General features: G+C 36.9%; 15 protein-coding genes. 13 read left to right on the top strand and 2 right to left on the bottom strand.

From position 1 onward, the window contains the following. Window positions 1–363: 363 nt before the first annotated feature. From DOS84_RS18510 to DOS84_RS18460, 11 genes are all read left to right on the top strand, one after another. Window positions 364–3474, top strand: coding sequence for a SusC/RagA family TonB-linked outer membrane protein (locus tag DOS84_RS18510; protein ID WP_111411588.1), 3111 nt, complete (start codon window positions 364–366; stop codon window positions 3472–3474). Window positions 3475–3488: 14 nt separating this feature from the next. Next, entirely contained in the window at window positions 3489–4997 is a 1509-nt protein-coding gene (locus DOS84_RS18505; protein ID WP_111411587.1) for a RagB/SusD family nutrient uptake outer membrane protein, read from the top strand. A gap of 14 nt (window positions 4998–5011) precedes the next feature. Then, window positions 5012–6094, top strand: a complete 1083-nt coding sequence (locus tag DOS84_RS18500) for a hypothetical protein (RefSeq protein ID WP_124020665.1) — start codon at window positions 5012–5014, stop codon at window positions 6092–6094. Between the two features lie 7 nt (window positions 6095–6101). Then, the gene (locus DOS84_RS18495; RefSeq protein ID WP_111411585.1) at window positions 6102–7061 is read left to right on the top strand and encodes a hypothetical protein; all 960 of its coding nucleotides are present in this window, start codon (window positions 6102–6104) and stop codon (window positions 7059–7061) included. An 81-nt stretch (window positions 7062–7142) separates the two neighbouring features. Next, entirely contained in the window at window positions 7143–8249 is a 1107-nt protein-coding gene (locus DOS84_RS18490) for a glycoside hydrolase family 16 protein (RefSeq protein WP_111411584.1), read from the top strand. 135 nt (window positions 8250–8384) lie between these two features. Further along, the gene (locus DOS84_RS18485) at window positions 8385–9230 is read left to right on the top strand and encodes an endonuclease/exonuclease/phosphatase family protein (RefSeq protein WP_111411583.1); all 846 of its coding nucleotides are present in this window, start codon (window positions 8385–8387) and stop codon (window positions 9228–9230) included. Between the two features lie 3 nt (window positions 9231–9233). Next, on the top strand, window positions 9234–10709 hold the full coding sequence (locus DOS84_RS18480; protein WP_111411582.1) for a glycoside hydrolase family 30 protein: 1476 nt from the start codon (window positions 9234–9236) through the stop codon (window positions 10707–10709). A gap of 128 nt (window positions 10710–10837) precedes the next feature. Then, window positions 10838–12295, top strand: a complete 1458-nt coding sequence (locus DOS84_RS18475) for a glycoside hydrolase family 30 protein (protein WP_111411581.1) — start codon at window positions 10838–10840, stop codon at window positions 12293–12295. A gap of 197 nt (window positions 12296–12492) precedes the next feature. Next, window positions 12493–14226, top strand: a complete 1734-nt coding sequence (locus tag DOS84_RS18470) for a cellulase family glycosylhydrolase (RefSeq protein ID WP_111411580.1) — start codon at window positions 12493–12495, stop codon at window positions 14224–14226. 168 nt (window positions 14227–14394) lie between these two features. Further along, window positions 14395–16614, top strand: a complete 2220-nt coding sequence (gene bglX / locus DOS84_RS18465) for a beta-glucosidase BglX (protein ID WP_111411599.1) — start codon at window positions 14395–14397, stop codon at window positions 16612–16614. Beyond that, window positions 16611–17555 carry a sialate O-acetylesterase gene (locus DOS84_RS18460; protein ID WP_111411579.1) on the top strand — a complete coding sequence of 315 codons (945 nt, stop codon included), beginning with the start codon at window positions 16611–16613 and terminating at the stop codon, window positions 17553–17555. Before bglX ends, DOS84_RS18460 begins: the two co-directional genes overlap by 4 nt. 287 nt (window positions 17556–17842) lie before the next feature. Here DOS84_RS18460 and DOS84_RS18455 read toward each other — a convergent pair whose 3' ends face one another. Further along, window positions 17843–18985, bottom strand: a complete 1143-nt coding sequence (locus tag DOS84_RS18455) for an acyltransferase family protein (protein WP_111411578.1) — start codon at window positions 18983–18985, stop codon at window positions 17843–17845. Between the two features lie 96 nt (window positions 18986–19081). Continuing rightward, window positions 19082–21409: a glycoside hydrolase family 3 C-terminal domain-containing protein gene (locus DOS84_RS18450; protein WP_207802079.1), complete on the bottom strand. Its 2328-nt coding sequence runs from the start codon at window positions 21407–21409 to the stop codon at window positions 19082–19084. 310 nt (window positions 21410–21719) lie between these two features. Between DOS84_RS18450 and DOS84_RS18445 the strand changes: the two genes are divergently transcribed. Together DOS84_RS18445 and DOS84_RS18440 are read left to right on the top strand one after the other, a co-directional pair. Next, the gene (locus tag DOS84_RS18445) at window positions 21720–22475 is read left to right on the top strand and encodes an NUDIX hydrolase (protein WP_111411577.1); all 756 of its coding nucleotides are present in this window, start codon (window positions 21720–21722) and stop codon (window positions 22473–22475) included. 446 nt (window positions 22476–22921) lie between these two features. Continuing rightward, on the top strand, window positions 22922–24376 hold the full coding sequence (locus DOS84_RS18440; RefSeq protein WP_111411576.1) for an FAD-dependent oxidoreductase: 1455 nt from the start codon (window positions 22922–22924) through the stop codon (window positions 24374–24376). The last annotated feature ends 113 nt before the right edge of the window (window positions 24377–24489 follow it).

Below are 24489 nucleotides of genomic sequence, written 5' to 3'. Positions count from 1 at the left end.
CATCATTGGTTGGATGTAAGTGTATAGTTTTAGAGGTATGTATAATTGATTTCTGGATATGCTTTAAATTAACGGTAAAGACCCTTTTCGAACTGGATTTGAATAGTATTTAATGGATTTTAAGCTAAAGTATTTAATTTATCACAATTGTAGTGGTTTTTTCTAATTAATATTTTTTTAAGTAATGTTTTTTTTTCTTTAAGTTGCGTATAATCAGTTTGTTAATTTTTATTTGATGTGTTTTTGTAATATTACTACAACGTTATTGATGTGTTTTTGTAGTAGTTGTTAATTGTCAATGTAAAAATTTTAGCCTTAGTATTGCAGTAAATAACTAATTAATTAACCAAAATAATCAGAAAAATGAAATTATTAAAAACATTTATTTTTTGTATTTCGTTAATCTTATTCTCAGTTTATGGGCATGCTCAGGAAGCATCCATTAACGGAAAAGTGATTGATGAAAAGGGCTTGCCAATTCCAGGGGCAACTATTGTTTTAAGTGGAACAACAACATCGGTAGCGACAGACTTTGATGGTAGGTTCCAAATTAAAGCCCCTAAAGATGGAATTTTGACTATCAGTTTTATAGGGTATAAAACGGTTCAGGAATCTATTAGTGGGAGAACACAATTACAGGTTAAAATGTACTCTTCCACACAAGACTTGAATGAAGTTGTTGTTGTGGGGTATGGTACCCAAAAGAAAAGTGTGGTAACTGGTGCAATCTCTAGTGTGAGAGCAAAAGATATCGAAAAAGTTCCTAATGGTCGTATTGAGTCAGTTCTGCAGGGTAGAGTTTCTGGAGTTACGATTGCTGCTAGTTCCGGACAGCCTGGTTCTGCATCAACTATCCGTATTAGGGGTATAACTACTTTTGGTGACGGAGGAAATAATCCACTTTGGGTTGTAGATGGTGTCGTTGTAGATGCTGGAGGTATTGGTTTTCTTAATCAATCGGATATAGAATCTATGGAGGTTCTTAAAGATGCTGCTTCTGCTGCAATTTATGGAACTCGTGCTGCAACAGGTGTAATTTTAGTGACAACGAAAAAAGGTAAATCAGGAAAAATTACAGTAAATTATAATGGATTTGCTGGAGTTTCTTCTCCTGAAAAGACTTTAGATTTATTGAATGCAACGCAGTACGCTACTTTATTAAATGAGAAATCAACAGCAGCAGGTGGGCCTGTACTGTTTTCCAATCTTTCTGCTTTAGGTAAAGGAACTGATTGGCAAAAAGAGATTTTTAATACAAGTGCATTTCGTTATTCTCATGAATTGAGTATTAGTGGAGGAAGTGATGCTTCTAATTTTTATACTTCTTTTGGGCTTCAAAATCAAGAAGGGATTGTTTTATCTGAGATTTCAAACTATGATAAAAAGAATTTCCGTTTGAACTCTACTCACCACATATCTAAAGTTTTCACTTTTGGACAAACTTTAGGTTTCACAAGACAAAAATCAGTTGGTATTGGTAATACTAATAGTGAATTTGGTGGACCGTTGAGTTCTGCAATTAATTTGGACCCAATTACTCCAGTTATTGAGACAGATCCTGTTTTAGCTAATTCTGCACCATATAGTACAAATCCAGTTATTCGTGACGCTAATGGAAATCCTTACGGAATTTCTGGTTTAGTTGGCCAAGAGATGACAAACCCTTTGGCTTATTCTAAAACTAGACTTGGTGGATATAATTGGTCTGATGACTTAGTTGGAAATGCTTATTTGGAGGCAGTTATTTCAAAGCACTTTAAATTCAGAACTACATTTGGAGGAAAAATTGCATATTGGGGTAATCAAGGATTTACGCCAGTTAATTATTTGAGTGCCACTGTAAACACACTTAAAAATAGTTACGGTCAAAGCGAAAACAGCAGTTTTGCATGGAATAATGAAAATATTGCGACTTATACAAATTCTATAGGTGATCACAACTTTACGGTATTGTTAGGACAAGGTTCTTATGTAGATAATATTGGTGGAGGTTCGGGTGCTACAATGTATGGTTTACCTATTACAAGTTACCAAGATGCTTCTTTTAATTTTGATATACCACAGTCTGACAGAAGCAGCAGTACTTATGATATGACTGAGCACAAATTGACATCTTTATTTGCCCGTGTGAATTATGATTTTAGAGAAAAATACCTATTTACCGGTATTATACGTCGTGATGGATCTTCTCGTTTTGGAGGAAATAATAAATTCGGTGTGTTCCCATCATTCAATTTAGGATGGGTAGTTTCTAAAGAAGAGTTTTGGAAGGAAAATGAGGTAATCAATAGTTTAAAGATTAGAGGTGGATATGGTGTGGTTGGTAATGATGCTATACCAGACTTTAGATATCTTTCTTTGGTACAAGGCGGTTACAATTATTCTTTTGGAAATACAGGAGCTATAACTACAGGTTATGCGAACCTGACTTTGGATAATCCTGATTTGAGATGGGAAGAAACTTCTCAAGCTGATATTGGATTTGAATCAAGGTTTTTTCATGATTTAACCCTTACGGTTGATGTATACAATAAAACAACTAACGGTATTCTACGTCCGATAAATATTCCAGGTTATGTTGGGGTCACAGATAATCCAACTGGAAATGTTGCCGATATGGAAAATAGAGGTCTTGAGGTTGAATTAGGATATAGAAAACAATTTGGAGATTTTAACTTTTCCGTTAATGGAAACTTTGCATATTTAGAAAATGAAGTTACTTATGTTGCTTCTGATACAAATTATATAGTTGGAGATGCTTCTTTCCAATCAATGGGAGCTGTAACAAGAACTCAAGTTGGGCATTCATATAACTCATTCTATGGTTTTAAAACGGCAGGAATTTTTCAAAATGATGCAGAAATTGCAGCCTATACAAATACTTCAGGTGGTTTAATTCAGCCAAATGCTCGTCCTGGTGATTTCCGTTGGGTTGATACAGATGGTAATGGTTCTATCAATGATGACGACAAACAGTTCTTGGGTAGCAATATTCCAAAATACACATTTGGATTGACCTTGAATTTAGACTACAAAAATTTCGATTTTATGGCTTTTGCACAAGGAGCTGCAGGAAATCAAATCTTCCAGGGATTGCGCAGATTAGATGTTGGAAATGCAAATTATCAAACTGAGGCTTTGAGTCGTTGGACAGGAGAAGGAACATCAAACGATTATCCTAGACTTACTAATAATGATACTAATGGTAACTTTGGTAAGATGTCAAATTTCTACTTGGAAGATGGAGATTATGTACGTTTAAAATTAATTCAATTTGGTTATACATTACCAACGAATGTAGTTTCACAAATAGGTGCAAGCAAAGTACGTTTTTACTTAACGGGAGAGAACTTGTTCACATTTACTAAATATACTGGATATGATCCTGAAATTGGCGGTGGTGTATTTGGAATAGATAAAGGGATTTATCCACAGGCAAGAACATTCATGCTTGGAGTTAATCTACAATTTTAATAAAACTAAGAATTATGAAAACGATAAAATATAAATACATTTTTATTGCAATAGCAATTGTTTCTTTTGGATCCTGTTCTGAAGAGTTTGTAGATGTAGCACCAAAAGGATCATTCCTTTCCGAGAATTATTACTCAAACGAAGGACAAGCTACCGCAGCACTTGTTGGAGTTTATGATGCTATTAGAAAAAATTCGGGAGGTTTTGAAAATATGATGGCGATGATGAATGCTGGTTCCGATGATTTCTATGCTGGTGGTGGTGGATCTACAGATGGAGAAGGAATTCAAAATTTTTCAACTCACTCGCTTACGTCAACAAATATACCAGGAAGTTTCTGGAATGACCATTATCAAGGAATTTTCAGAGCTAACACATTGCTTTCAAAATTACCGGACGTTGCAATGAGTGATGATTTGAAATCTAGATTTGCCGGTGAAACAAAAGCTTTACGTGCAATTTATTATTTTAACTTGGTTCGTATGTTTAAGAATGTTCCATTGCTTTTGGATCCTTTGACAACTACTAATATGTATAATGTTGAACAAGCAACTTCTGAAGCAGTTTATGCTCAAATTGAAAAAGATTTGACAGAAGCTATACCTGCTTTACCTGCATCTGTTCCAGCTGATACAGAATCGGGACGACTTACAAAAGGTGGAGCTCAAGCGATGCTTGGAAAAGTATATTTGTTTGAAGGTAAAAAAGCGGAAGCTGCAGCTGTTTTGGCTGAAGTGAATGGTACTCCAGGAGCTGCAAATCAATATGGAAACAAATTGTTGACAAAATTCAGCGATTTATGGGTTGTTTCCAATAAGTTTAATACAGAGTCACTTATCGAGGTATCTCATACAAGTGCTGGAAATTCTGATTGGGGATTCTGGGGTTCCGGTAGAGATGAAGGGAATTCTGTGAATATAATGGTAGGACCTAGAACTTATTCTAAGCCAGCAGGATCGCCAGCTCCTGATCTACCGTCAGGATGGAGTTTTAATGTTATTACACAAGATTTATACGATGCGATAAAGTTAGATCCAAGATTTGCAGCTACCGTATTAGACCTTAAAGCTATGAAAGCTGCCGGTGAGGCAGATTATATTGGTGGATATCAAGATACAGGGTATTTTTTAAACAAATTTGTTCCCCGTAAAGAAGATGTTCGTACAGGTGGAGGAGCAGCTGAATTAAACTACAAGCAAAATTCTTATATCATCAGACTTGCAGATACTTATTTAATGGAAGCTGAAGCATTAGGTTCAGGAGCGAGAGCACAAGCCTTGCTAGATGCTGTTAGATCAAGAGTTGGTTTGCCTTCTGTTCCAGTTACACTTGCAGCCATTAAAAATGAAAGAAGAATGGAACTTGCTGGTGAAGGATTAAGATTTTTTGACTTAGTAAGATGGGGTGATGCGGCTGCTAAATTGGCAAATAGAGGTTTTAATGCTGGTGTAGATGAAATTTTCCCTATTCCAACAAGAGAACTTCAAGGAACTAAATTGAAACAAAACCCTGGCTATAATTAATAAAAGATAAAATTATGAAAAAGATAAAATTTATATTAAGCCTTGTAGCCTTGATGGCTCTCGCCATAAGTTGTTCGATAGAGGGTATTAGCGATGATACATCTTTGCCAGGCGCAGGTTCTGGAAATGTTAATAAAGTATTTGATATTAGTAATGACAATTCAGGAAATGTAAAAATAACTCCAACTGGAGATGGTGCTACGTCATTTGCGGTAGAGTATGGTCATGGTACAGATGGAGCGGTTACAGTGGCTCCAGGTGAAAGTACAACTCATGCCTATCCTGAAGGGGATTATACTGTAAAAGTTACAGCTATTTCTATATCTGGAAGTACAACTGAGCAGACATTTCCGTTGAAGGTTGTTTACAGAGCTCCTGAGAACTTACAAATTACAACTGCTGATGAGATGAAAGTAAGCGCTAAAGCTGATTATGCAAGTTCATTTTTAGTATATTATGGAGATATTGCGAATGAAGAGGGTACTCCAATGGCTATAGGCGAAGTATTACCGGCTCATACTTATCCAGCAACTGGAGGTCCTTTTGTCTTGAAAGTAGTAGCTCTAAGTGGAGGTGCTGCAAAAACTGAGGGAACTAAATCATTATTTGGAACTCCCATTGATTTTGAAACTGCAGGAGTAGATTACTTTTTTGGGACTTTTGGTGATGTGACTTTTTCTAAAGTGGCAAACCCAAATGTTACAGGTTTAAACACTAGTGCAACTGTAGGCAAATATACAAAACCAACAGGAGTGCCTAATTGGAGTGGAACATACAGTCCATTGAATATTCCAATTAATTTTGCTTATGGTAAAAAAATTAAAGTTTTGGCATATAATCCTGATGCAGCAAATATTGGTAAAAAATTAAATATTGAATTGGAATGGGCAGTTGGTGGAACTCCTGCAAATGGTGTTGCAGTACAAAAAGCAGCTTTTACCACTTCTGGAGCTTGGGAAGAACTTGTCTTTGATTATAGTGCTATTTCAGGAATACCAGCAGGCACCAAATTTACTCAACTTGTTTTACGATTTAATGATTCGGATGCAGGAGCTGGTGAAGTAATTTATATCGATAATGTTAGATTAACTAATTAGAAAAAATATGAAAACAAATATAAAATACATTTTAGGGCTTTTCATCGCTATGACTCTAACGTTAGTTAGTTGTAACGAACAAGAATATAGTCTGGGGGACTTGACAGCGCCTTCGAATATTGTAATAAATGCTGAAGTTGTTGGGCAAGATGCTACCCATCCAGATGGGAATGGTTCCGGTGATGTGAAATTTACCATAACGGGCGATAAAGCTCTTTCCTATAAAATAGATTACGATGCAAATACACCAGTAGATTTGGTTTTGTTGCCAAATGGAAAAACGACTAAAAAATATACCAATGTAGGAGTTCATACTTATACAGTTACTGCAGTGGTTTATGGAGTTGGTGGTACTTCATCATTAATTACTAAAGATGTTACTGTGAGAAGTGATTTTACGGCACCTGCAGAAATGGTGACAGCTTTGACTAATGATGGTTCAAAAACTTGGGTTGTTGATAAAAGTGTTCCTGGTCATCTTGGTGTTGGTCCTTGGAATGTTGGTTCTATCAGACCAGAGTGGTGGGCTGCTGGAGTTAATGAAAAGGTAGCTTCTGCAAATTGTTTCTATACGGCTACTTTTACTTTTGCTAAAGTTGCTGCTACTGGGAATTTAGAATTAAAAGTTACAACTCCTGATGGAGCTTTTACAAAAACGGGTTCATTAACAACTCTTCCGGGTATTCCTAGTTCTGGAGCTGAAGGATGTTATAATTATCCAGGCGGTACTTCGGCATTCTCTTTTGTTCCTGCTTCAAGTGGAGCGCCAGCTGAAGCGTCTAGTGGTGATAATTCGCCATCTACCCAAGTGAGTATTTTATTGGCTGGAGTCGATACTTTTATTGGATACGGTGCTGTACTAAAAGAATATGAAATCTTGGCTATTACATCTGATTATTTATATCTAAGAGTACAAGGAACTGAAACTGGAAATGCTTGGTATCTTAAACTGAAACCAGCACCTTAATTAATTTTAACTAAAACTTAAGCTCAGCACTTTTTTTGAGACTGTTCTGAGCTTTGTTTTAGTATTTATTTTAAAAAAAATATGAGAAATAATATATGGTTTATAGATTTAAAAAGTAAGAATTACCTATTATCGCTTGGTTTGTTCTTCACTGGTCTATCCGTTTTTTTAATGTTATTATCCTGCAGTGACAGTAACGGTGGTGGTGAAGATGTTTCAAAAGCGAAGCCTTCGGATCTTTCAGTGATGGCAACAGCTGTTGGAACAGACACTCAAAATCCAAATGGAGACGGAAGCGGTACCGTAAATTTTAAATTGTCGGCGACAAATGCAACATCATATAAAATAGTCCTTGGCAATGGAGAAACAAAGGAAGTGACAAACGGAAGCTTTTCTTACACCTATACTGCATCGGGTACTAATACTTATGTGTTATATGTGTCTGCTTATAATGCGGGACAATTTGTTAGCAAAACACTCTCCATAACAGTTTTTGTTGGGTCAAAATTAGTATGGTCTGACGAATTTAATACCGATGGTGCCCCAGATGCAACTAAATGGACTTTCCAAATTTGGGATCCAGGGAATGTTAATAATGAACTTCAATCGTATACAAATCGTCCAGAGAATACAATTGTTCAGGGCGGTGTTTTGAAAATAAAATCCATCAGGGAAAAATACGGAAAAGGAGACTTCACTTCTGGCAGATTAGAATCCAATGGAAAATTTGATTTTACTTACGGCAAAGTGGTAATAAGAGCAAAAGTACCAACAGGTGTCGGGACATGGCCTGCAGTTTGGATGCTGGGCAGTAATATTGGAAGTGTAGGGTGGCCTGCATGCGGAGAAATAGATATTTTAGAATCTGTTGGAAAAGATCCACATGTCAATCATTCATCATTGCATTCTCCAGGGCGTTCAGGAGCTACTCCAGATACAGGAACTATAAACGTGCCTACTGACAATACAGAATTTCATATTTATACAGCAGATTGGACAGCAAGTTATATAAAATTTTATGTGGATGACAAGTTGTTTTACACTTTTGTAAATTCAGACAAGTTTCCTTTCAATAAAAACTTTTATTTAATTGTAAATTTAGCAATGGGAGGTAATTGGGGAGGCCCTGTAGATCCAAATTTTACTTCCTCTACTTTGGAAGTAGATTATATTAGAGTTTACAATTAAAAAAATTTGTTTAAGTTAGGTAGTTTGAGTTTGGTCTTCATTAGCGGCTTCTGTTTTTATCAAGTTGAACAGAAGCTCTGATGAAGAATTACCTGTCATTGTCTCACTAGCAGAAAACAATCAAAAAAGCAAAAAATGAATCTCTTCAAAAAAATAGCAATTTCGATCATTTTTACTCTGATGGGTATTTTGTCCAATGCCCAAACCTTGAAAGTGATGACTTACAATATCCGACTAGATATCGAATCGGATGGGGAAAACGACTGGACGCACAGAAAAGATTTTTTTAATGCACAGATTCAATTTTATGCCCCTGATATTTTTGGAGTTCAAGAAGCAAAACCCAATCAAGTATTGGATATAGCAACAGCACTTCCTCAATATAGTTATGTAGGAATAGGAAGGGATGGAATGGGAAAAGGAGAGTCATCGAACATTTTCTATGCCAAAGAAAAATTTAAGGTAATGGAATCCAATACCTTTTGGTTATCACCAACGCCCGAAACTATTTCAAAAGGATGGGATGCTGCGTGTAACAGAGTTTGTACGTATGTACTTTTGAAGAATAAGCAAAGTAATAAGTTGATTTGGGTTTTTAATACCCATTTGGATCATATAGGAGAAGAGGCAAGAACCAAAGGATTAGAACTGATACTTTCAAGAATAGAGAAATTGAGCAGCAATAAATATCCCGTTGTTTTGATGGGTGATTTTAATTCAGAACCTGAAACCGACCGGATAATTGCATTAAAAAATAAAATGAATGATGCCAGAACAATTTCGAAAGAAAAACCTTTTGGTCCCTATGGAACTTTTAACAATTTTAAATATAATGAGGCATCAACACATTTGATTGATTATATTTTTTTATCAAAAGGCAACTCCATTACAGTTAATAAATATGCTGTTTTATCAGATGCCAAAGATTTAAAATACCCATCGGATCATTTTCCTGTTTTTGTCGAAATTAATTACAAATAAATAATGAAAAAAATACATCAATTAACAAAGCTGTTTTTCTTAATCGCTTTATCATCCATTCACATCAGTTGTTCATCTTCAAATGAAGGAGGCGGGGATTCACCAACGCCAACACCAACACCGACGCCAACACCAACTCCCGTAGTAAAAAATGAAGTTGATTTTTGGTTGACCAAAGGGAATCAAACATCGCTTTTGCAAAAACAAACTGGTATTTTGGCTTTTGGAAATGGAGTGAATATTTATCCAAGCATAGAAGTTAATGAAGCTCAAACTTATCAAACCGTTGATGGTTTTGGATTTACATTGACTGGTGGAAGTGCACAAGTGATTAATCAATTGGCTACTCAGAAAAAGAAAGATCTATTGCAGGAATTGTTTGGTTCTGGAGATACTTCAGTTGGGTTGAGTTACCTAAGGATCAGTATTGGAGCATCAGATTTGAATGCCACTCCGTTCACTTATGATGATATGCCTACTGGACAGACAGATGTTAATTTAACCAACTTCAGCTTGACTCCTGATATGGGTGATGTTATCCCTTTATTGAAAGAAATTTTGGCAATTAATCCTAATATTAAAATAATGGGTTCGCCTTGGTCTGCACCGGTTTGGATGAAAGATAACAATAGTTTTATGGGAGGAAGTTTGCAACCTCAATATTATGAGGCGTACGCACAATATTTTGTAAAATATATTCAAAAAATGAAAGCTGAGGGAATTGTGATAGATGCAATTACTCCTCAAAATGAACCTTTACACGGTGGTAATAATCCGAGTATGGTGATGACAGCCTTGCAACAAGCTGATTTTATAAAAAATAATTTGGGACCTGCATTTAAAACAGCTAATATTGCCACAAAGATCATCACTTACGATCATAATTGTGATAATCCCCAATATCCAATTACGATCCTAAAAGATGCTGCAGCTTACCCTTTTGTAACTGGTTCTGCTTTTCATTTGTATGGTGGAGATATTAGTGCACTTTCTACGGTGCATAATGCTTACCCTGATAAAGATGTTTACTTTACGGAGCAGTACACTTCATCTACTGGATCATTTGATGGCGATTTAAGATGGCAAGTGAAAAATGTGATTATAGGTTCAATGCGTAATTGGAGTAAAAATGCCTTGCAATGGAATCTTGCGAATGATGGTTCTTTTGGACCACATACTGACGGTGGATGTACAGTTTGTAAAGGAGCAGTAACAGTAAGTGGCACTGAATCAGTAGTGCGCAACGTTGGTTATTATATAGCGGCGCATGCTTCAAAATTTATTCCTGCAGGTTCGGTTAGGATTTCAAGCAATATAGTCGGAAATTTACATAATGTTGCTTTCAAAACTCCGGCAGGAAAAAAAGTTTTGTTAGTTGTAAATGATAGCGATGTTGCAACATTATTCAATATTAAATACAAAGGAAAATGGATTACTACGTCTTTGGAAACTGGAGCAGTAGGAACCTATACTTGGTAACGTTACCACCAAAAAATAAAGAAACCACCACATTATAGATTATGAAATGAGCATACTACTAAATTGGTCTGAACTAAGAAAGATAATATGCGAATTACATATTCCTTAAAAAAATATATTAACTACATATGAAAAAAATAACCACCACAGCATTACTACTCGCCACCTTTTTTGTTTTTGCACAACAAAAAAATAAATCACAAGCACATCCTTTTTCAACAAAAGGAAAAACAGTCGCGGTGTACACTACAGCCGAAAGTACAAATTTAAGATTGTCAAAAACAGATAATCTTACATTTTCAGAACTGGCACAACCCAACGAAAGACAAATCTGCATTTTTGTAAATCCTGATAAAACATTCCAGTCTTTTATGGGAATTGGAGGAGCGATAACGGATGCAAGTGCCGAAGTTTTTGCAAAATTGTCCAATGAGAAACAGCAAGAATTACTGGATGCTTATTATAACACAGAAAAAGGAATTGGTTACAATTTGATTCGTACCACTATTCATAGCTCCGATTTTAGTTCAGCTAGTTATACCTATATTGACGAAGGTGACACGGCATTGAAAACTTTTTCTATTGAGCATGACAGAAAATATAGAATCCCGTTGATAAAAAAAGCAATTGCTGCCGCAGGAGGAAAAATGATTGTGTATGCAACTCCTTGGAGTCCTCCAGCTTTTATGAAAAGCAATAAAGACATGTTGAAAGGCGGTACATTATTGCCAGAATATTTCCAAACCTGGGCAACGTATTATACTAAGTTCGTGAAAGCTTATGAAAAAGAAGGAATTCCAATTTGGGGAATTAGTACAGAGAATGAACCAATGGCGGTACAAACATGGGAATCTTGTGTGTATACAGCTGAAGCAGAAAGAGATTTTGTAAAAAATTACCTTGGGCCAACTATGAAAAAAGAAGGTTTGGGAGATAAAAAAATCATTGCTTGGGATCACAACCGTGATTTAATGGTACAAAGAGCCAATATTGTTTTCTCTGATCCCGAAGCATCGAAATATATTTGGGGAATGGGATTCCATTGGTATGAAACTTGGGCTGGTGGTGAACCAATGTTTGAGAATGTAGCGAGAGTTCATGAAGCATACCCTAATAAAAATTTAATGTTTACAGAGGGTTGTGTAGAAAAATTTGACTCCAAAAATTATCAATTATGGGCAAATGGAGAACGTTATGGAACTTCTATGATTCATGATTTCAATAACGGAACAGTAGGTTGGACAGATTGGAATATTCTTTTGGATGAAAATGGTGGGCCCAATCATGTGGGTAACTTTTGTTTTGCTCCGATTCATGCTGATAGTAAAACGGGAGAGTTGATTTATACTCCTTCGTATTATTATATTGGACATTTTTCAAAATTTATTCACCTTGAAGCCAAAAGGGTAAGTACTGCTGTGAGCAGAAGCAGCTTGTTGAGCACTTCATTTTTGAATAAAGATGGAAAAATGATAACTGTTGTTATGAATCAAAGTGATGCTACCGTAATTTATAATTTGTGTGTGGGAACTCAAGCTACCCAAATTACTATTTTACCGAATTCTATTCAGACTTTGGTGTATTAATCCCGTAAAAATTTCTTGTAACCTGTAAAGTTGAGGTCACGCGTGAGGGATGGAAGCTAGCTACCGAAGTAGCGCGTACAGCCCGACAGCATTAGGGAAAGGGGGCGACTAAGCGATGCTATGAGTTAGCCCCCTTTTCCCTAATGATGGCACGCCCTAAAGACTTTTTTTAATATTCAAATTTTAAAATTAATAGAATGAAAAAAATTATTGTATTTTCTTTTATGTGCTTCGCTGTGGCTTCTTTTGGTCAAGGGTTTTTGCATAGAGAAGGACAAAAAATTGTGGACGGAAACGGTAAAAATATCGTTTTGCGTGGTTTGGGTGTGGGAGGCTGGATGGTTCAGGAAGGCTACATGATTCAAACAGGTGCTTTTGCCGGTCCTCAATATAAAATCAAACAAAAAATTACGGATTTAATAGGTGAGAAAGGTACCGAAGAATTCTATAAAGAGTATAAAGCAAACGGAATAACAAAGAGAGATATTGACTCTTTGGCGGCTTGGGGATTTAATTCCATCCGATTGCCGATGCATTACAATTTATACACTCCAGCAATTGAAACCGAAAAGGGCGGGCAAATTACTTGGCTTGAAGAAGGTTTTAAAATGACCGATGATTTATTAAGCTGGTGTGCGGCCAATAAAATCTATTTAATTCTTGACTTGCATGCGACTCCCGGAGGACAAGGGAAAGATGCTGCAATATCCGACTACGATGATTCAAAACCATCGCTTTGGGAGAGTGCTGCAAATCAGGATAAAATGGTTGCACTTTGGGAAAAATTAGCCCAACGTTATAAAGACAGTCCGTGGATTGGGGGCTATGATATTATCAATGAACCCAATTGGAATTTTACCGGAACGAATCAAAATGGTTGCGATGAAACTTCAAATGCTCCTTTAAGAGCCTTGCAGGTCCGACTTACAAATGCGATAAGAGCAATTGATCCTCATCACATGATTATCATTGAAGGGAATTGCTGGGGGAATAATTACAACGGAATGTTCCCACTTTGGGATGAGAATATGGCTTTGAGTTTCCATAAATACTGGAATCAAAATGATATAGCGTCGATACAAAAAATGGTGGATTACAGAACCCAATACAATGTGCCAATTTGGTTGGGCGAAAGTGGGGAAAACTCTAACGTTTGGTTTGAGGAAGCTATCTCGTTGATGGAATCCAATAATATTGGTTGGGCTTTTTGGCCAATGAAAAAGATTGAAAATTTAGCTGGAGTTACTTCGGTTACAAAAGCACCGAACTATGATAAATTATTGGATTATTGGAAAAATGATGGGGAAAAACCCAAGGTTGATTTTGCCAAAAAAGTATTGATGCAAATCGCCGAGAACTATAAAATGCAGAACCTAACGATAAGATACGATGTGATTGACGCGATGTTTAGACAAGTGCAAACAAACGATACCAAAAAATATAAAAATCACGTGGTTCCAGGAAAAGTGTTTGCAACAGAATTTGATTTGGGACAAAATGGTTTTGCTTACTCCGATAAGGACGTGGCGAATTATGATGGAACTAAATTCACCCAATGGAATAAAGGGGGCAAAATGAGAAACGATGGTGTTGATATCGTAGCCTGTACGGATAAAATAACCAACGGTTTTCAAGTCTCCTTTATTGAAGAGGGCGAATGGTTGCAATTTACGGTTGATGTAAAAAAACAAAGTACCTTTAATGTTGATGTTCGATATTCGAGCGAGAAAGCTGGAGGTAAATTATATTTGGAGCAAGATGGAAAGAAAATTTCGGAAACAATGGAGCTTCCCGTTACCGGTGGAGAAACGATTTGGAAAACTATTACGCTAAAAAATATTGCTCTTAAACAAGGAATCAATAAAATCCGCGTTCAATTTGAAGGTGGAAATTTCAACCTTAATTTTTTGGAGTTTAAAACGGCTAAATAAAAAAAGCACCGTTTAGAAAGTTTACCATATAAGAAATATAAGTGCATATAAGTTTTTGCTTTTGCCTCCCAGCTTATATGCACTTAAATTTCTTAGATGGTTAAAATTAAATGCTTGTTGGAATACAATCAATTTATGGAAACTAAATTTGAATATAAAATTTTAAAAATGAAAAAAACAATAACACTGGCATTCGTTTTCGTATCGATTTTTGCCTTTTCACAGCAACAAACCGTGGATCAGAAAGTGAAAGCTTTGCTAAAGCAAATGACTCTCGAAGAAAAAATAGGACAACTCAATCAATACACCAGTAATGATGCCGCTACAGGCCCTATTACAATTAATAACAACAAACAAAATGAAATTAAAAAAGGACTGATAGGTTCGATGCTGAACGTGATGGGAACAAAGCGTACCAGACAGTATCAAGAATTAGCCATGCAGTCCCGTTTGAAAATTCCATTATTGTTTGGTTTGGATGTGATTCATGGGTACAAAACTACTTTCCCAATCCCATTGGCCGAAGCTGCAAGTTGGGACTTGACTACCATAGAACTTGCGGCCAGAGTTGCAGCGACCGAAGCAGCTGCTTCCGGAATTCACTGGACATTTGCTCCGATGGTTGATATTTCTCGTGATCCGCGTTGGGGAAGAGTGATGGAAGGCGCAGGAGAAGACACCTATCTGGGTTCCAAAATTGCCTACGCCAGAGTCAAAGGATTCCAAGGAAACTTGGGTGATGTGAATTCGGTTATGGCATGTGTTAAACACTTTGCCGCTTATGGAGCCGCGGTTGGCGGACGCGATTACAACTCCGTTGACATGAGTAACAGAATGCTTTGGGAGACTTATTTACCTCCTTTCAAAGCTGCTTTGGATGCCGGCGCTGCCACTTTCATGAATTCATTTAACGACCTAAACGGAATACCAGCAAGTGCGAATAACTATTTGCTAAGGGATATTCTGAAAGGAAAATGGAATTTTCAAGGTTTCGTGGTTTCCGACTGGGGTTCGATAGGCGAAATGGTGAATCACGGTTATGTAAAAGACAACAAAGAAGCCGCTCTTGCATCAATAACTGCAGGAAGTGACATGGATATGGAGAGTAATGCCTATCGTTATAATTTAGAGCAATTGGTAAAAGAAAACAAAGTTCCTGTTGCCTTAATAGATGATGCGGTTAAAAGAATTTTGCGCAAGAAATTTGAATTAGGGTTGTTTGATGACCCTTATAAATTTTGCAATACAGAACGCGAACAAAAGGAAATGAACAATCCAGAACATACCAAAGCCGCAAGAGAAATGGCTGCAAAAAGTATTGTGCTGCTGAAAAATGAAAGAGACGTTTTGCCACTTTCGAAAGGCTTAAAAACGATTGCTTTTATCGGGCCGATGGTGAAACCGAAAAGAGACAATCACGGATTTTGGGCTGTTGATGTAAAAGAAATTGATTCGACTTATATAGTTTCCCAATGGGAAGGCTTAGAGAATAAAGTAGGCAAAAGAACCAAAATTTTGTATGCCAAAGGATGTGGTGTTGAAAGTAATAGCAAGGAAGGTTTTGCAGATGCTTTGAATGTTGCCAGTCAAGCTGAGGTGATCATTTTAAGTATTGGAGAAAACTTCAACAAAAGTGGAGAAGCCAAGAGTAAAAGCAACCTTCACTTACCGGGTGTTCAGGAAGATTTAATCAAAGAACTTCAAAAAACCGGAAAACCAATTGTAATTTTAATTAATGCGGGAAGACCACTTGTTATTGATTGGATTGCCGATAATATGCCAACTATCGTTTATACTTGGTGGTTGGGTTCAGAAGCAGGAAATGCTATCGCCGATGTGCTTTTTGGGGATTATAATCCGTCTGGAAAATTACCAATGTCATTTCCTAGAATCGAAGGACAAATTCCAATTTATTACAATCATTTTAATACGGGACGACCTTCTGTCAATGAAGATAAAATTTACAAATCGGCTTACATCGATTTACCAACTACTCCAAAATTCCCATTTGGGTATGGATTGAGTTATACGACTTTTGAATATTCGGATTTGAAATTGTCTCAAAAAACGATAAAAAATAATGAGTCAATTACAGTTTCGGTAAACATAAAAAACACTGGAAGCGTAAAAGGCGAAGAAGTGGTTCAATTGTATTTGAGAGACAAAGTGGGTTCAGTAGTTCGCCCAATAATTGAATTGAAAGATTTTCAAAAAATAACATTAAATAAAGGTGAAACAAAAACAATTCAGTTTACCATTGACAACCAAAAATTATCGTTTTATAACAATGCATTGGAATTTGGTTCAGAACCGGGTGATTTCGATCTGATGATTGGTTCGTCTTCAGCAGATATTCGTTTGAGAGACAGTTTTGAATTGGTAAAATGATAGATACAAAATATATTATACTGTTTCTTGTCGTGCCCTGTATGCTTTTGGCGCAAGCCAAAAAAGATACCATAAGAGTGTTTTATTTGGGAGGTCAATCGAATATGCAAGGGTATGGATATGTAAAAGAGCTTCCCGATTCTTTGAATAAAAAAAATAAAAAAGTTTTTATTTATCAGGGAAATCCTGTTGGGGATAATGATAAAAGCGGAGGTTTAGGAAAATGGGATGTACTTCAGCCCGGGAACGGAACAGGATTTGCATCTGATGGAAAGAGCAATACACTTTCGGATCGGTTTGGTGTGGAGCTTTCGTTTGCTAAAAAACTGGAAGAATTATATCCAAATCAAAAACTGGCCATTATAAAATATGCCAGAAATGGATCTTCGATTGATAGTAGCGGAACTGTGTATTTTGGTGCTTGGGAACCTGATTTTAGAGAAGGAAAAGGAATGAATCAATACGATTATTTTCTAAAAACAATCAATAATGCTATGGCTGTAGAAGATATAAACGGAGATGGGGTTGAAGATATTTTGATTCCAAGTGGCATTATTTGGATGCAAGGAGAAAGCGATTCGGATAAAACAGAACAAATTGCCATTCAATATTATGCAAATTTAAAAAGGTTGATGGAACTCATGCGAGCGGCTTTTAGAAACAATGATTTGCCTATAGTAATTGGTAAAATATCCGATTCAGGTGATGATGTCGATGGGAAAGTTTGGGGTTTTGGGGAATTGGTGCAATATGGACAAGAAAAATTTGCGGCAACCGAACCCAACACTGCTATTGTACGAACCACAAGCACTTATAAGTATACAGACAAATACCATTATAAAAGCGACGGGTATATTGATTTGGGAAAAGAATTTGCAAAAGCAGTTTTCCTTCTGAATAATAAGAATACGAAAAAGACCAAAGTTGAGTCTTTGAATTGAAAGATTTTCAAAGACATGATTAGTTCTCTTTTGCAATAATACATTAGAATTTGTTTAAGAATAGATTCTTCTATTAAATCTGTTTGAAAGATAGTTTTGAATTAGTAAAACAAACCAATCTTTATGAATCAAAAAAGCGATATCATTCTTCTGAATTGTATCGCTTTTTTGTAAAATTTACCATTGGCGTTTATAAAAAGTTCGATATTTTTTTCTTCTTTCGAAGGTAGTATCGGGGAGATAATGTGGTATTTATAAAGAACTTTTTTGCCAATGGTAGTATATAACTATTTGACTGTAATGAATGCTGGTTTATACGTTAGCATTTTCTGTTTTAGCCAAAGTCTTACCGGTTCGTCATATAATTTTAAGCAAGTATAGGCAAGTAGAATAGCCCCTATTAATGTCAATAAAGCAAAGGGAAGTGCTTCTTGAAAAGAAGGTTTACTGCCAACAGCCCAACCCGTATAAATATAGATTAACGGATAGTGAGTTATATAAATGGGATAGGATATGTCACCTAAAAATTTACAGATTTTAGTGGAGTACTTGCCCGTCACTTCGCCACTTGCTCCCAAGAATACGATTAGTGGGAAAATGATAATGATGCTTAAAGAATCATATAAACCATTCATCCATAAATGTTTGCTTCCACCAATTCTGGGCATTGCAAGAACAATAACCGTTAACAAACTAGCCCAAAAGAAACCATTATTTATAGTTGTCAGTTTTACTATTCGATGCAATAATAATCCTCCAAAGAAAGGAAACAGCAAACGAGAAAAACCAATATGAAGTTGTGTAGGTTCTAGAGACCAACCGCCAATGACATCGCCGTTAGGACTTGTTACCGCAAGATGGATTAAAAGACAACCTGATAGAAACACCAATATAGCAAGTGCTGTATTCGAAAACTTTCTTACGAATAATGCGTAAAGAATATTGCCTATATATTCAAAAAACAAAGACCATCCAGGTCCATTCAGTGGATGCATTTCTTGCCAGCCTCTTATGTCCATTGACAGGGAAACAGGAATTAGTGTAAAGCCTATGATCATTACGACAAGCATTTTCCATATAGGAACTTCATGGATGGTTGGCCACAGCACTGAATCCTGAAAATAAAAACAAACGGCTCCAATAATCATTCCCATAATCACCATCGGTTGCAGTCTGATAAGGCGAATTTTAAAAAAATCGGTGACGGTCATTTTACTCCAGCGATCGTCATATGCATAGCTAATAACAAACCCAGAAAGCAGGAAGAAAAAGTCAACCGCAAGATATCCATGGTTTATAATTTGGTTCAGATGACTGGTTGCATGAGCCTCAAAAATATGAAAGGCAACCACCATGATTGCCGCCACACCGCGTAAACCGTCAAGTATAGGATAATGTTTTTTTGAAATTAAGGAAGTAGTTTTTTCCATATGGTAGAATTATTTTTTTTTAAAATGAGGCTGTCCGACAGAGACAGCCTCAAGCATTAACAACTATTAAATAATCAAATAATACAGGTTCTTTTATTAATTCGCATTGGCACTTTGTAGGATAGCTTGCAGATTTTCTTCGGTAAATTTCCCGCCAGACATAGATATAAATTTGCTGATTGGCATATCGGCTAGCATCGCTTGTAAAAAGACTTCTCCTTTTTTCTCTTCTTCTGTTACAGCCTTTTTGCCACCAGAAAAACTTTGAGAAAGCTGTTCGTATATAGCCCCACTATTAGGAGCATTTTTGAATTCTTTAAACAAAGAGTTACGGGTGAAAACGATTTTAGCAGTTTTGGTAGATTGAATATCGATGGTTTGTTGCAAAGGCAAATCTCTCGAAGAACCTCCCACACGAATATCAAATTTTCCTGATTTTATTGCCCAATCGTGTGTATTTATACTGTAATAAGCAAAATCACGAGACGTTAAATGAAAGCTAACTGTTTTCTCTTCCCCTGGATTCAGTGCTATTTTTTCAAAATGTTTCAATTCATTTTCTGGTCGCGAAGTTTCTGTTGCTTGTTCGTGCACATATAATTCGACAACTTCTTTACCGGCCACTTTACCTGTGTTTTTAACCTTCAGTGAAATAATAATATCATCTGTATCTTTGGCTGTAGCAGTGTTGGTTTTAATATCCGAATAACTAAAAGTCGTATAGCTTAATCCATATCCGAAAGGGAAATTCGGTTCAATTTTCTTTTTGTCATAATAACGATATCCAATGTATATTCCTTCTCCATAATTGGCATTACCATCTTTTGAAGGAAAATCAATGGCAGTGGGGGTGTCTTCCAAACGCATTGGGAAGGTTTCAGATAATTTCCCCGAAGGGTTTACTTTTCCAGTCAACACATCAGCTATGGCGCCACCACCGGCTTGTCCACCCAAATAGGCTTCTACAATTCCTTGCACCTCTTTTTTCCAAGGCATTGTGACTGCTGCTCCATTCATTAAAACAACCACTACATTTTTATTGGCTTTGGCCACGGCTTCAATCAATTGATTGTGTCCCGCTGGCAAATCCATATTCGTTCTGTCATATCCTTCAGATTCATAAACATCGGGCAAGCCGGCAAAAATCAAAACGGTTTCGGCATCTTTTGCATTTTGTACGGCTTCGGCGATCAAGGTTTCATTTGTTGCTCCATCAGATGTATATCCCGCAGCATAAGTTAATGAAGTTCCTTTAGCCAATTTTTGCAATTCGTCGAAAGCATTTTCTACTTGTGTTGGTTTTACTTGAGAACTTCCTGCACCTTGGTAACGAGGTTTTTTCGCAAAAGCACCAATAATGGAAACTTTTTTAACTGAAGTTGAAAGCGGTAAAATTGAGTTGTCATTTTTCAATAAAACAATACATTCTCCACTAACTTGTCTGGCCAGTGCATTGTGTTTTGGTTTGTCCACAACGATTCCGGTCTTGTGGCTGTCTCTTGCTTTAAGCGTTACGGCAAGAGTTTCAATTACAATTTCGTCTAGTGTGGCTTCTGCCAAAGTACCATTTTTTACTGCTTCGACAACTTTTTTGTTGGTAAAACCACCACTTGCCGGCATTTCAAGATTCAGACCTGCGTTAACTCCTAATGGTCTGTCATTCACAGCTCCCCAATCGGAAACTACGAATCCTTTGAAACCCCATTTTTCTTTTAAAACATCATTCAATAAATATTTATTTTCCGAAGCATAAACCCCATTTACTTTATTATAGGAACACATCACCGTCCAAGGTTGTGCTTCTTTTACTGCCATTTCAAAAGCTGGAAAGTAGATTTCATTTAAGGTGCGTTCATCAACATTGGAGCTGTTGGACATTCTTTCAGACTCTTGATTGTTGGCTGCAAAATGTTTCATCGAAGTTCCTACACCTTGGCTTTGCACACCGTTTATGAATGCAGTTGCAATTTTACCCGCCAAAATCGGATCTTCCGAAAAGTATTCAAAATTACGTCCACCCAATGGAGACCTTTTCATATTAACGCCGGGCCCCAACAATATCTGAACATCATTCGCTTGTGATTCTATGGCCAGAGCTTCTCCCATTTTTTGTGCCAAAGCAGTATTCCATGAGGAAGCCAAAGCAGAAGCAGTAGGAAAACAAGTGGCTGGAACACTATTGGTAAAATCGAAACCCACAGCTTTTCGCAAGCCGTGAGGACCGTCTGTCATAAATATAGAAGGAATTCCCAACCTTGGGATTGCTTGTGTCGACCACGCCGTTTCTCCAGAACATAAAGATGCTTTTTCTTCCAGTGTCATTTGCGAGACTAATTTCTTGGCTTTTTCTCTATAATCGGTGGTTTGGGCGAATGTTGTTACAGAAATAAAAATTCCCATAATAACCAAAAATGTATTTTTCATAATTATAAGTAGTTGGTTCTTAGTAAAATGCTATGTGTTAATATGACGCAATGTACATTTAATTTTAATACAAAAAACATTTTTGATAAAAAAAATGAATTTGAATATTGATTTACCCGAACTTATCAGTGTTTTCAGATAATCTAGTATTTTTTTGGAATCCATTTTTGAAATCTATCAGCAATTTTTAAAATAATTTTTGCTGTTAAAATAAGTTTCAATGGCAAAGATTTATTTAGTTTATTTGCGAGACCAAAAATGAACTAAATTGCAGCACAATAATTTAGAAGAGTAACAATACCACAAAGTCATGTTAAAAACACATCTAAAAAACAGTAAAGAGTACCAACCCGGATTGTCTATTGATTGTGTAATCTTTGGTTTTGATGACAATCAACTCAAGGTTTTGCTGATCAAAACTGGCTATGATGACAGTTGGTCTTTGCCCGGTGGATTCGTTTCGATTGATGAGGATATCGATACAGCCGCTGTCAGTATTTTACAGTCAAGGACTGGTCTTACAGGTATTTTTCTGAGACAATTTGCGACTTTTGGTAAGGTCAAGAGAAATCAAGACCATTTTAGCAGTGATTCTTTAGCCTATTTTGGCATTCCGCTCGAGGAGGAAAAATGGTATAAAAGTAGGTTTGTGACCATAGGTTATTATGCATTGGTCAATTTTTCAAAAGCAATTCCACAAGCCGATAATCCTGGCGAAATGGTCGAATGGATTGATCATCATGAAGTTCCCGAATTGATTTTGGATCATAGGGAAATTTTGGACAAAGCTCTGGAAACTTTAAGAACCGAACTGAATTTAATGCCCGTAGGTTACAACCTTCTTCCAGAGAAATTCACCATACCTGAGCTCCAAAAATTATACGAAACCATATTGGGAAGAACACTCGACCGCCGAAATTTTCTTCGAAAAATAACCTCCATTGGCATACTCACCAAACTGGACGAAAAGAAAAGTAATGTAGCTCACAAAGCCCCAAATCTCTACAGTTTTGACAAAGATAAATACGAAGAAGTTTTGAAGAATGGCTTAACGCAAGGCTGGTAAAAAACACCATTATTTCAATTTGGGCATGACCTCGTTGCACAGCATTTTGATTTCATAACAACATTTTTGGCAACGAGGTCGGGCTGTCCATTATATTCCCGATTAACAAAAACTACGGCAAAAAAACCTTGTTTTTCTAAATCGGGAGATGCCATTTCCATCCCTCATGCAATCCCGTTTTCAGAACATCTTTGGATTAATCATAATAATTTATCTTGCCCTGAAATAATCTGGATTATTGTTTAAACGCTCTGAAATGACAAAATTGATGTAGATTCAAAACAAAAAAAGGCTCATGGTTCGAACCATTTTTTGCAGCATTAAAAAAAATCAATAAAATAGCTCTGAGAAAAAATCCTTTCTATTTCAATTTGAAACAAGTAATTTTGCTCCGCTAATCTTTTGTCTTATAGAGAGAAGTCTATATCAAGTTAAATAACGAGGAAGTGAACAAAGCGAAAAATGAAGGAGTAAGCTGGACTATTTGCCAGGAATGTCAAGGACAGGGCAAAAAAAAACAAAGACTCAGCAAGAAAGTGAGACTCCGCTACCAGATGGAACTCGATCATTTTGAAAAAATGAAAGAAGGAACAGCTCCAGTTCGTCCTAAAAGTCACCTAAACTCATGCTTAAACTGTTTCGGATCCGGGTTAATTCATTCTGCTAGTCATCCTATAGTTGATAAAGAAAACTACCCGCACCTTGCTATTATTGGTGGCGGTATAGGAGGAGTGGCTTTGGCTGTGGCCTGTTTGCACCGCGGAATCCCTTTTACACTTTATGAGCGCGATACCCACTTCGATGTCCGATCTCAGGGTTACGGACTCACTTTGCAACAAGCCAGTAAAGCGATCGAGGGATTGGGTATTTTCTCGTTAGAAGAAGGGGTGGTTTCAACAAGACATTTGGTTCATACTACAGAAGGAAAAGTGATCGGTGAATGGGGAGTCAGAAAGTGGATGCAGACCGATGTGAAAACATCTCCGAAACGTACAAACGTACATATCGCGAGACAATCTTTGCGCCTAGCACTTCTTGAGCAGCTCGGCGGACATGATGAGGTAAAGTGGGGCCATCAATTAGTAGATTTGAAAGAATGTGAAGACGGAGTTGTTGATCTAAGTTTTCAAGTAAACGGGGAGATGAAGACATGTACAGCGGATCTTGTGGTTGGAGCCGATGGTATTCGCAGTTCGGTGCGGAGACTGCTCATTGGTGAGGATATTACCCCCTTGCGTTACTTGGGTTGTATTGTGATATTAGGAATTTGTCCTTTGAGCGCTCTCGAAGATCTTGATAATTCTTTGCTGGATTCGGCTACTGTATTTCAAACCGCCAATGGAAATGAGCGAATCTACATAATGCCTTACACATTCAACTCGGTGATGTGGCAGCTTAGTTTTCCAATGCTTGAAGAAGAGGCGAAGGCGTTAAGTGCTCAAGGATCTCAAGCACTCAAGGAAGAAGCATGTCGCAGAACACAATGGCATGATCCCATTCCTCAAATTTTAACGGCTACCCTCGAAGCTCAGATTTCTGGCTATCCCGTGTATGATCGAGAATTACTCGATTCAGAATTATTGAAGAAAAGTGGGCAAGTGACTCTGATTGGCGATGCAGCTCACCCAATGAGTCCGTTCAAAGGTCAGGGAGCGAATCAAGCGCTACTGGATGCACTTACGCTGGCGCGCGGAATCACAAGAGGATGTAGGCCTTTGTCACAATGGAGGAAAGCCGGACTGAGGGAAAGTGTATTGACTGATTTTGAATCAGAAATGCTAAAACGATCTGCAATCAAAGTGAAAGATTCGGCAGAGGCCGCTCAGTTTTTGCACTCCGAAATTGTACTTCATGAAGGTGATGAGCCGAGAGGACGCTGTCTGAAGAAAAAAGGAGAATGACAAGATATTTGAACAGATCTTAAATTTTTTTGTTATGTTTATTTCCTTTAGTTTTTGTATTCTTATAAATTTAAAAAAGTATGGAGCAAAAAAAACTCCTTAATTTCTTAAGG

The sequence above is a fragment of the Flavobacterium aquariorum genome (assembly GCF_003254745.1).
GTDB classification, from domain to species: domain Bacteria; phylum Bacteroidota; class Bacteroidia; order Flavobacteriales; family Flavobacteriaceae; genus Flavobacterium; species Flavobacterium aquariorum.
Note: the sequence above shows the minus strand (reverse complement) of the source record. Positions and strands in the feature narration are given on the sequence as shown.

Coding starts and splice junctions, on each gene's coding strand:
- DOS84_RS18490 (WP_111411584.1), top strand. CDS start 7,143: ATGAGAAATAATATATGGTTTATAGATTTAAAAAGTAAGAATTACCTA.
- DOS84_RS18510 (WP_111411588.1), top strand. CDS start 364: ATGAAATTATTAAAAACATTTATTTTTTGTATTTCGTTAATCTTATTC.
- DOS84_RS18445 (WP_111411577.1), top strand. CDS start 21,720: ATGTTAAAAACACATCTAAAAAACAGTAAAGAGTACCAACCCGGATTG.
- DOS84_RS18480 (WP_111411582.1), top strand. CDS start 9,234: ATGAAAAAAATACATCAATTAACAAAGCTGTTTTTCTTAATCGCTTTA.
- DOS84_RS18505 (WP_111411587.1), top strand. CDS start 3,489: ATGAAAACGATAAAATATAAATACATTTTTATTGCAATAGCAATTGTT.
- DOS84_RS18485 (WP_111411583.1), top strand. CDS start 8,385: ATGAATCTCTTCAAAAAAATAGCAATTTCGATCATTTTTACTCTGATG.
- DOS84_RS18455 (WP_111411578.1), bottom strand. CDS start 18,985: ATGGAAAAAACTACTTCCTTAATTTCAAAAAAACATTATCCTATACTT.
- DOS84_RS18475 (WP_111411581.1), top strand. CDS start 10,838: ATGAAAAAAATAACCACCACAGCATTACTACTCGCCACCTTTTTTGTT.
- DOS84_RS18450 (WP_207802079.1), bottom strand. CDS start 21,409: ATGAAAAATACATTTTTGGTTATTATGGGAATTTTTATTTCTGTAACA.
- DOS84_RS18495 (WP_111411585.1), top strand. CDS start 6,102: ATGAAAACAAATATAAAATACATTTTAGGGCTTTTCATCGCTATGACT.
- DOS84_RS18460 (WP_111411579.1), top strand. CDS start 16,611: ATGATAGATACAAAATATATTATACTGTTTCTTGTCGTGCCCTGTATG.
- DOS84_RS18470 (WP_111411580.1), top strand. CDS start 12,493: ATGAAAAAAATTATTGTATTTTCTTTTATGTGCTTCGCTGTGGCTTCT.
- bglX (WP_111411599.1), top strand. CDS start 14,395: ATGAAAAAAACAATAACACTGGCATTCGTTTTCGTATCGATTTTTGCC.
- DOS84_RS18500 (WP_124020665.1), top strand. CDS start 5,012: ATGAAAAAGATAAAATTTATATTAAGCCTTGTAGCCTTGATGGCTCTC.